Raw genomic sequence first — 9335 nt, forward strand, 5'->3', positions numbered from 1 at the left:
AGCCTCGGTCCGGGTGGAGCGCACCGGCGCCGTCACGGTGCGGACGGGTGCGTCGCCGCACGGCCAGGGGCTCGGGACCACTCTGCGGACCGTGGTCCACGAGGTGCTGGGCGTGGCGGCCGACGACGTCGAGGTCGTGACCGGTGACACCGCCGCCGCCCCGTTCGGCATGGGTAGCGCCGGCAGCCGGTCGATGGCGGTGGCGGGCTCGGCGGTGCGGATGGCGGCCGACGAGGTGCGTCGCCAGGCCACCGAGCTGGCCGCCCATCTCCTGGAGGCGGCCGCCGAGGATCTCGAGTGGGAAGGAGGGGAGGTGGCGGTGCGCGGCGTCCCCTCCCGCCGCCTCGCCCTGGCCGAGCTGGGCCGGCGGGCCGCCCTGGCCGACCGGCCCCCCGGGATGGAGCCGGGACTCGAGGCCCGGGCCGTCTTCGAGCCCGAAGGCTTCAACTACCCCTACGGCACCCACGCGTGCGTCGTGGAGGTCGACCCCGAGACTGGGGCGGTGCGCGTCCTCGACTACGTCGCGGTCGACGACTGCGGCCGGGCCGTCAGCCCCACCATCGTCGAGGGCCAGATCCACGGCTCGACCGCCCAGGGTGTGGCCCAGGCCCTCCTCGAAGAGGCCGCCTACGACTCCGGCGCCCAGCCGCTGGCCACCTCGTTCCTCACCTACTGCCTGCCGTCGGCTGCCGAGCTTCCCTCCTTCCGGGTGGCGCGGACCGAGGTCCCCACCGACCGCAACCCCCTCGGGGCCAAGGGCATCGGTGAGGCCGGCACCATCGGCGCGCCGCCCACCGTCGTCAACGCCGTACTCGACGCCCTGACGCCCCTCGGCGTGGTCCATCTCGACATGCCGGTCTCGCCCGAGCGCATCTGGCGGGCCGTGGCCGGGGCCGGAGACGGGGTATGAACGCTCCCGTGGGCCGTCCCACCGACGCCGCCGGGGCCCTGGAGGGCTACCGGGCCAAGCGCGACTTCGCCGTCACGCCGGAGCCGGCCGGGGACGCCGTCCCCTCCGAGGACACGGCTCTCCGTTTCGTCGTCCAACGTCACCGGGCCCGCCGGCTCCACTACGACCTGCGCCTCGAGATGGCCGGGGTGCTGGCCAGCTGGGCCGTTCCGAAGGGCCCCACCCTCGACCCGGGCGCCCGTCGCGCCGCCTTCCACGTCGAGGACCACCCCATCGAGTACCGGGACTTCGAGGGGGTCATCCCACGCGGGGAGTACGGCGGCGGGGACGTGATCGTCTGGGACCGGGGCACGTGGGAGCCGGCCAAACCCGGGGATCCGGTGAAGGCCGTCGCCACGGGGGAGATCCATTTCGACCTTCACGGGGAGAAGCTGCGCGGCCGCTTCGTCCTCGTCCGGACCCGCGCCGACGACAGCGGCCGCGAGACATGGCTGCTCCTGCACAAGCACGACGACGATGCCCGGCCCGGCTGGGATCCCGAGGACCACCCCCGCTCGGTCAAGAGCGGGCGCACCAACGACGAGGTCTCCGCCGACCCGTACGCTCTGTGGCACGGGGACCGGCCTGCGGCCGAGGCCGAGGTGCGCCTGGACGGATCGGCACCGACGGCCGGGACGGCAGGGGAGATGGGGGAGTCCGCTCCACCCTCGTGGCGCTCTCCCGACGCTGACGAGCTGGCCGCCCTCGACGCCATGGGGGAGCAGGGCACCTGGGTCCTGCAAGGTCGTGAGCTCCGCTTGACCAACCTGGACAAGGTGCTGATCCCGGGACGGGCCGGCGAGGCGGCGGTGACCAAGCGCGACCTCGTCCGCTACTACACGCGCATGGCGTCGGTGATCCTGCCCTATCTGGCCGAGCGTCCGGTGAACCAGCACCGCTTCCCGAACGGCGTCGACAAGCCCGGGTTCTGGCACAAGGAGATCCCGGACTACGCGCCGGAGTGGATCACCCGGTGGCACAACGACGAAGCCGACCCCGGCGAGACGGAGTGGTACGCCGTGATCGACAGCGCCCCCACGCTGGCGTGGATGGCCAACTACGCCGCCGTCGAGCTGCACGCCTGGACGTCGCGCCTGCCGGACGTGCGCCAGCCGACGTGGGCGCTGATCGACATCGACCCCGGCACCGAGACTGCGTTCTCCGACGTCGTGCTCCTGGCCCGGCTCTACCGGTCGGGACTCGAGCATCTCGGCGTGGAGGGCGTTCCCAAGGTCACCGGCGGGCGGGGTCTGCACATCTGGGTTCCGATCGCCCCCGGGTACTCGTTCGACGACACGCGGGCGTGGGTCGAGGCCCTCTCGCGCGCCGTGGGGGCCACCGTTCCCGACCTGGTCAGCTGGACCTGGGAGAAGCGGGCGCGCCACGGACGGGCCCGCCTCGACTACACCCAGAACGCCATCAACAAGACCCTCGTTGCGCCGTACGGGGTGAGGGCGGCGCCGGGCGCTCCGGTGTCGGTGCCGATCGAATGGGACGAGCTCGACGACCCCGACCTGAGGAGTGACCGCTGGACGATCCGCACCGTGCCGGACCGGGTGGCCGGGATCAGGGATCCCTTTACCCGCCTCCTCCGCCGGCCCCAGCAGCTGCCCACCATCTGAGGGCAGCCGGGATCAGTGGCCGGGCTGGTCCTCCAGGCCGACTGCCCAGGCGATCCAACCGACCGCCCCGGCCAGGGCCAGCTCGGCGATGGTCGAGAAGATCGCACCCACCAGCTCAGAGGTGGAGCCCGGCAGGTCGTGGCTGAGGAAGGCGGCGTTGGCGGCGATGTCGAACGCCGAGCTGATGGCGAGCGCGAACAGGCCGCCGGCCACGATGGCAAGCGGGACCCGCAGCAGGCGCCGGCTCCAGTGGCGGGGGCGGGGCGGCGTCGGGCTCGCCCACGAGGTGGCCTCCTGCTCGCACATCGGGCACACCTTCATCCCGTCCCGGATGACTATCTGCTCGGCGGTCAGCACGTGGCCGCGGGGGCAGGTCTCGGTGGTGGGAAGGGGCTGGGTCGGATCGGACACGCCGGCAGGCTACCGACCGGCAATCGCTCCCCAGCCGCGGCCGCGGCGGCCCGCCGTGGGCCCGTCAGGCGTAGAGGTTGACGGTCTGGTCCAGACCGAGCTCGATGGGGTGGGCGCGCCCGGTCGCCACGAGCACGAACATCAGCGGGTCGCCCCGGACCTCGGGGCCCCCGCCGCCCACCGCGACGGGATCCATCCCGTCGAGCCGCAGGGTCGCCGGGCCCCAGTCCCGGTCGGACAGCAGGTCGACGACGTGGGAGACCGCCGCCCGCAGTCCCGGCCCGTGCTCGCTCGGCCGGCCCAGGGCGTCGCGGATGTCGTCGGCATGGACGTAGGCGTCGTACCAGATGCCCTCGACGGCCATTCCGAGCGTGCCCGGCACCTCCACGGGGGGAGGCCCGGCCCAGGCGGCGTCGTCCAGGCCGGAGGCGATGTCGGCGAGGACCTTGCCCGCCGCCACCAGCTCGTCGGCCAGCTCCTCGGGAGAGCGCCCGGCCCGTTCCTGGGCCTGGCGATCGGGACGGTCGGGCTCGGTCAGCAGGTTGGCTCGGCCGGCGGCGATGTCGGCCGCCGTGCCCACCACGTGGGCTGCCACGTCGGCCACCGTCCAGCCTGAGCAGCGGGTCGGCGTCGACCACTCCTCGGCCCTCAGGGGCCGGATCAGGGCATCGAAGCCGACCAGCTCCTCGACCAGGCCGGAGACCACGGTCTCGCGCGGAAGGGTCACGGCGTCATCCTCCTGAGATGGGGCCGCCCGTCACGTCTGCGAGCAGGCGGCGGTGGTGGTCGCGTCCCTCCCGGACCGCGGGATGGGAGGCGTGGGCCTCGAGGATCCGGGTCAGGCCGGGCTGCTCGGCCGCCAACCGCCGGCCCACCCGGGCCAGCGTGGCCGGCCCGGGTGGACAGCCCGCCTCCAGCTCCCGGTCGAGCGCCACGCCGAAGCCGGTGACCCATTTCCGGTACAGGTAGGCCAGCGCCCCCTCCAGGCACCCCAGCGCCGACGTGAAGGATGTCACAGTAACCAGGTATGTGAAATGTGGCTCCGCTCGGGGGCACTCCACCCCCCGGGTTCGTTCCACATGGTCCGAATTGCTCAGCGTCGATTCGGACCATGTGAAACCGGACCCGGGGGGCAGGTCCTCCGGCCCCGCACCGCCAATAGGCACCCCCATGCGGGGCGGGAGCGGGTCTCCCCGGCGGGCGGGGCGAACATGGCGGGTCCTGGTGGCGGCGGCGGTGACCGCGCTGCCGGCGCTGGCCGGCACGACGCTGGCGGGCCCCACGGCCGCCCGGGCCTCCGAGGGGGCGGTCAGCGCCGGCCAGGTGGTGTTCCGGCCCACCGGCCCGACGATCCTCAGCGTCGACGGCGCCGCCTACCGCGGCGACGTCGTGGTCGGCCCTGCCGCGGGCGGCCTGGCGGTGGTCAACCGGGTCGGGTTCGAGGACTACGTGGCGGGTATCGCCGAGATGCCCCCGAACTGGCCGGAGGCGGCGCTGGCGGCCCAGGCCGTCGCCGCCCGCACCTACGCCCTGTGGCAGGTACTGGTCCACCCCGCCGGGGCGTGGGACGCCGCCGGCGGCCAGATCTGCGCATCGGACGCGTGCCAGGTCTACGCCGGCATGGCCAAGGAACGTCAGCCCGGGTCCGGCGCCTGGCTGGCGGCGGTGCGGGGCACGAGCGGGACCGTCCTTCTGTACCAGAACCGGGTGATCGAGGCCCTGTACGGCTCGAGCGACGGGGGCAGGACCGTGTCGGGCGGGGTGCCATGGCTCCCGGCCGTGTCCGACCCGGAGGACGCCATCAGCCCCGAGCACCACTGGTCCTGGTCCGAGTCCCTGGCCTCGCTGGCCCCGGCCCTCGGCGTGCCGGCGGGCTCGTCCCTCGTGAGCCTGGTGAGCCGGCCCGACGCCGTCATCGCCACCCTGCAGGGCCCCGACGGGACGACGTCGACCCAGCCTCTGGCCCCGGCGGACTTCCACTCCCTGCTGAATTCGCGGCTGGCGCCGCCGGCGGGCCTGCCCCTGGCCCTGCCCAGCTGGCGGTACTCGGTGTCGACGAGCGGCACCGACGTGGTCGTCGACGGATACGGGTTCGGCCACGGGATGGGGATGAGCCAGTACGGGGCCCTCGGCAAGGCCCTGCGGGGCTGGAGCGGGGCCCAGATCCTCGCCTCGTACTACGGCCCCGCCCGGCCCGTGCGGCTGGCGCCGGGCCAGGAGCCCGCCACCATCGGGGTGGCGCTGGCCGACGGGGTGGGCCGGGTCCGGGTGTCGGCCACCGGCCCCTACCGCGTGCTCGACGGGTCGGGCCGAACCCTGGCCACCGCCGGCGGGGGCAGCTGGGACGTCGTTCCCCACGGGTCAGGCGTGACCGCCACCGCCGCAGCCGGCACCGCCGCCTCCCCACCCCCGACCCTCCCGCCGGCCCAGGTGGGGGCGGCCGGAGCCGGCCGCGCCAGCCCCGTGCCCGGGACCGGTCCCGGCGGCGGCGGAGAGGGAGGGGCCGGCCGGACCCTGGCCGGCCAGGTGGTGGCCGGGGCCCAGGCGTCGGCGCCGGGTGGCCTGGCGCCCGAGCTCACGCCGGTGGGCCGGTCGGCGCCGGGCCGGGCCGCCCTCGTCACGGTCCTGGCCGTGGCCCTCCTGGCCGAGGCCGGAGTGGTGACGCGCCTGGTGCGCCGGCGGTCAGCGGTGGGCGTGGCGGTGCTCGGCGGCCAGATGCGAGTGCCCGGTCCCGATCGGTAGCCCGACGCGGTCCTCCAGCCCCGGGAAGGGCGCCCGGTAGGCGCAGGCGTCGCAGTTGGGCACGGCCTCGCCCCGCCGGGCCTCGTCGGCCCGGGCCAGGACCAGCTCGGCCACCTCGGGCCCCGCTCCCAGATAGCCGGCGTCCACTACCTCGATGCCCGTATCAGCGGTGAACCGGGCGAAGTCGTCCCGCATGCGGTCGATCAGCACCCCCGTGGCGAGGAACCAGGCCAGCGCCGCCACCCGGTCCGCCCCCAGCCGGCGGAGCTGCTCCAGCGCCTCGGGCACGCTCGGCCACGTCACGCCCGAGAACCCGGTGACGACCGACCGCGATCCCGCCATGTCCGCCAGCAGCCGGGCCACCCGGTAGGCCTCGGCGTTCGCATCCGGGTCCGAGCTGCCCCGGGCCAGGACCCCCAGCGGCAGCCCCAGTCCCCGTGCCTCCTCCAGCCGGCGCCGGCCCAGGGCCAGCAGGCTGTGGTCGGCGCCGAAGGGCCGGGCGTAGCTGATCCGGGCCCGGGGGTGCCGGTCCCGGGCCTCGGCCACCACGGCGGGAACGTCGGACTTGGAGTGGCCGGCGGCGTGCAGCATGACCGGCACCACCACCACCTCCTCCGCCCCGGCCGCCAGCACCTCCTCCATCACGTCCCCGGCGGGGGGATCGGACAGCTCGAGGAAGCCCAGCCGCACCTCGGTGCCCGGCCGGGCCGCCGCCACGGACCGGACCAGGGCCGCCATCTCGGCCAGGCCGGCGGCGGACCGCGATCCGTGGCCCACGAGGACCAGGGCGTCGGGCCGCTCAGCCACGGCGTGCACCCGGCCCGCCGGCCAGCCGCAGCAGGGCGTTGACGGCGGCGGCGGCGACCGCCGACCCCCCCTTCTCGCCGACGTTCGACACCGCCGGGAGCCCCGACGCCCGCAGCGCCTCCTTGCTCTCGGCCGCCCCGACGAAGCCAACCGGCAGGCCCACGACCAGCGCCGGTTCCACCCGCCCCGCCGCCGCCAGCTTCACCAGCTCCACCAGCGCCGTGGGGGCGCAGCCCACGACGAACACCGCCCCCCGCCGGTGGGCCGCCGCCGCCATCCGCATGGCCGCCGCGCTCCGGGTCGGCGCCCCGTCACCGCCCGATCCCGGGGGCACGCGCCCCAGGAAGCACGTCGCCGCCACCGAGGTGATGCCCGCCGCCACCATTTCCACGTCGGCGACCACAACCGCCCCCCGGCGCAGTGCTTCGACGCCGGACGCCAGCGCCGTCTCGTCCAGCACCAGCGAGGTGGCGTACTCGAGGTCGGCGCTGGCGTGGATCACCCGCTCGGCCACCGCCCGGGACAGCGGTCCCAGGGCCGAGAGGTCCACCCGTTCGGCCAGGATCCGGTAGCTCTCGGCCTCGATGGGATGGACCGAGCCCGGCGTCGTCACGCCACCACCGCGGGGTCGATGGCGCCGGCCGGGCACACCTCCACGCACTCGAGGCACGCGGTGCACCGGGCGGCGTCCACGCGAGGCCGGCGGGGCGCGGGCACGAGGGCGCCCTCGGGGCACGTCGCCAGGCACGCCCCGCACGCCGTACAGCGGGCGCCGACAGTCACGGCGTTGGCGATCAGCGCGGTCACGGGCACGGCCGGTACCCCCGGGGCGTCACCATGCGCCCGCCGGCGAGGCGCGTCGAGCTGGCGCCCACCACCACACAGGTGGTCATGCCGACGGAGCCGGCGTCCACGGCGGACAGCGTCGTCCAGGTCACCCGCTGGCCCGGCCGGTAGGCGTCGGTCACCACCCCCACCGGCGTCTCCGGCGGCCGGTGCCGGCGCAGGATGTCGAGGGCCGCCTCCAGCTGCCAGGTCCGCCCGGTCGAGCGCGGGTTGTACAGGGTGACGACGAGGTCGGCCTCGGCGGCCGCCCGCACCCGGTGCTCGATGACCTCCCACGACGTCAGCAGGTCCGACAGGCTCACCACGGCGTGGTCGTGGCCGAGCGGGGCGCCGAGCAGAGCCGCCGCCGCCAGCCCGGCCGTCACGCCCGGCACGACGGTGATCTCGACCTCGGGCGCCACCTCCGGCGCCAGCTCCAGGGCGATCGAGGCCATGGCGTACACCCCGGCGTCTCCCGAGCAGACCAGCGCCACGCGCCGCCCGGCGGCGGCGTGGGCGAGGGCGCCGCCGGCCCGATCCTCCTCCCGGCCGATGGGGTGGCGCTCGACGATCTGGCCCGGCCCCAGGAGATCGGCGGCCTGGTCCACGTACGGGGAGTACCCGGTGACCACCTCGGCGGCACGCACCGCCGCCGCCGCCGCCGGGGTCCGGTGGGCGGGGTCACCCGGGCCCAGCCCGACCAGGGCCAGCTCGCCGCGGGGGCGGGCCCGGCGGGCCACCGCCACCGTGGCCGCAGCCGACGTCCGCTTGGCGACCACCAACGACGCGTCCGGGCCGGCGGCCAGGAGGGCGGCGGCCTCGGCCACGCTGGGCGTGCCGACCGCGTCCGCCACCACCGGGCTGGGGTTGGGAACCGCCACGGCGGCCAGCGCCGGGGCCGGGAAGGCGCGGACCGGAGGGCCCAGCCCGACCACCGCCGGGTGCGCCGAGCGGCGGTCGATGGTCGCCACCACGCCGACGCTGGGGGCGGCCAGCCCCGCCTCGGCCAGCACCGCGGCCAGCAGCGCCTGCACCTCGGCGGCCTCCGCTCCGGTCGAGCAACCCACCCCCGCCACGAGCGAAGGGGGATGCAGGACCACGCGCCCGGCCTCGGCCGGCAGGGAGCGATCGGTGACCAGCACCCGCTCCGGCCCCGGCCCCCTTGGCAGCCCCGCCGGGAGCGGCCACCCCGCCAGATCCGGGTCCACCTCCACCACCGGGTGCCGCCCCGCCAGGATGCCGACGGTAACGCCCGCCACGTCGCCGGCGGCGGCGAAGCCGGGCAGCCCGTCCAGGGCGGGTACCCCGGCGGCGTCGGTGGCCGTGGTCACGACCGGCTCGGCCCCTAGAAGGGCGGCCACGGAGCGGGCCAGGTCGTTGGCCCCCCCGGCGTGGCCGCCGCAGAGCGGCACCGCCCACCGGCCCGCCTCGTCCACGCAGACCACGGCCGGGTCCCGCTCCTTGCCCTCCAGGAGGGGAGCGACGATGCGCACGGCGGCGCCGGTGGCGAGCATCAGGACCAGTCCGTCCACGTCCCGCCAGAGGCGCCGCACCGCGTCACCCGCGCCGCCGTGGACCGACTCGAACGGCAGCCGGGCAGCCAGCGCGCGCCCGCCCCGGGTCACCGAGACGGTGACGACCCTCATCCCGCGTCACCACCCGGGCCCCAGACCACGAACACCGGGTTCTGGGCCGCCAGCCGCAGCCCGCCGTCGGGGAGGCGCCGGCCCCGGGCCACGCCGACCTGCACCAGGTTCCCGAGGCGGGCCTCGGCCTCGGCCGCCCGGTCCACGGCGGCGACCGTCGCCACGCCCCGGCCCTCGGGCCGGAGCCGGGCCAGCACGGCGTCGAGGACCTCGACCCCGCCCCCGCCCACGAAGGCCCGGTCGGGATCGGGCAGCCCGTTCAGCGCCGCCGGGGCCCGCCCCTCGACGACCTCCAGCGCCGCTCCGTGGCGGTCGGCGTTGCGGCGGGCCCGG

11 protein-coding genes are annotated in these 9335 nt (G+C 76.3%); 3 read left to right on the forward strand and 8 right to left on the reverse strand.

Annotation, left to right across the window (positions count from 1 at the left end):
- Both VFW24_09925 and ligD read left to right on the forward strand, forming a co-directional pair.
- Positions 1-910 (forward strand): molybdopterin cofactor-binding domain-containing protein (locus VFW24_09925; GenBank protein ID HEX5267078.1); only part of this gene is annotated, 910 nt, incomplete at its 5' end.
- Positions 911-918: 8 nt separating this feature from the next.
- Positions 919-2571: a non-homologous end-joining DNA ligase gene (gene ligD, locus VFW24_09930; protein HEX5267079.1), complete on the forward strand. Its 1653-nt coding sequence runs from the start codon at positions 919-921 to the stop codon at positions 2569-2571.
- Positions 2572-2583: 12 nt separating this feature from the next.
- Here the strand turns inward: ligD and VFW24_09935 are convergent, their stop codons facing one another.
- The 3 genes from VFW24_09935 to VFW24_09945 form a co-directional block, all read right to left on the reverse strand.
- Positions 2584-2982: a hypothetical protein gene (locus VFW24_09935; protein ID HEX5267080.1), complete on the reverse strand. Its 399-nt coding sequence runs from the start codon at positions 2980-2982 to the stop codon at positions 2584-2586.
- Between the two features lie 64 nt (positions 2983-3046).
- On the reverse strand, positions 3047-3709 hold the full coding sequence (locus VFW24_09940; GenBank protein ID HEX5267081.1) for a maleylpyruvate isomerase family mycothiol-dependent enzyme: 663 nt from the start codon (positions 3707-3709) through the stop codon (positions 3047-3049).
- A gap of 4 nt (positions 3710-3713) precedes the next feature.
- Complete coding sequence (locus VFW24_09945; protein HEX5267082.1) at positions 3714-3998, reverse strand: hypothetical protein; 285 nt, start codon at positions 3996-3998, stop codon at positions 3714-3716.
- A 154-nt stretch (positions 3999-4152) separates the two neighbouring features.
- On the opposite strand from VFW24_09945, the gene VFW24_09950 reads away from it, so the two are divergent.
- Complete coding sequence (locus VFW24_09950; GenBank protein HEX5267083.1) at positions 4153-5724, forward strand: SpoIID/LytB domain-containing protein; 1572 nt, start codon at positions 4153-4155, stop codon at positions 5722-5724.
- Here VFW24_09950 and VFW24_09955 read toward each other — a convergent pair.
- From VFW24_09955 to VFW24_09975, 5 genes are all read right to left on the reverse strand, one after another.
- On the reverse strand, positions 5665-6531 hold the full coding sequence (locus VFW24_09955) for a sirohydrochlorin chelatase (GenBank protein HEX5267084.1): 867 nt from the start codon (positions 6529-6531) through the stop codon (positions 5665-5667). The genes VFW24_09950 and VFW24_09955 overlap by 60 nt on opposite strands.
- Positions 6524-7144 carry a precorrin-8X methylmutase gene (locus VFW24_09960; GenBank protein ID HEX5267085.1) on the reverse strand — a complete coding sequence of 207 codons (621 nt, stop codon included), beginning with the start codon at positions 7142-7144 and terminating at the stop codon, positions 6524-6526. Before VFW24_09960 ends, VFW24_09955 begins: the two co-directional genes overlap by 8 nt.
- Positions 7141-7338 (reverse strand): 4Fe-4S binding protein, encoded by a 198-nt coding sequence (locus VFW24_09965; GenBank protein ID HEX5267086.1) that lies wholly within the window; start codon positions 7336-7338, stop codon positions 7141-7143. The genes VFW24_09960 and VFW24_09965 overlap by 4 nt, the downstream gene beginning before the upstream one ends.
- Complete coding sequence (gene cobJ, locus VFW24_09970) at positions 7335-9002, reverse strand: precorrin-3B C(17)-methyltransferase (GenBank protein ID HEX5267087.1); 1668 nt, start codon at positions 9000-9002, stop codon at positions 7335-7337. Before cobJ ends, VFW24_09965 begins: the two co-directional genes overlap by 4 nt.
- Positions 8999-9335 (reverse strand): hypothetical protein (locus VFW24_09975; protein HEX5267088.1); only part of this gene is annotated, 337 nt, incomplete at its 5' end. The genes VFW24_09975 and cobJ, both read right to left, overlap by 4 nt.

Source organism: Acidimicrobiales bacterium (genome assembly GCA_036273495.1).
In the GTDB taxonomy this organism is placed as follows: domain Bacteria; phylum Actinomycetota; class Acidimicrobiia; order Acidimicrobiales; family JAJPHE01; genus DASSEU01.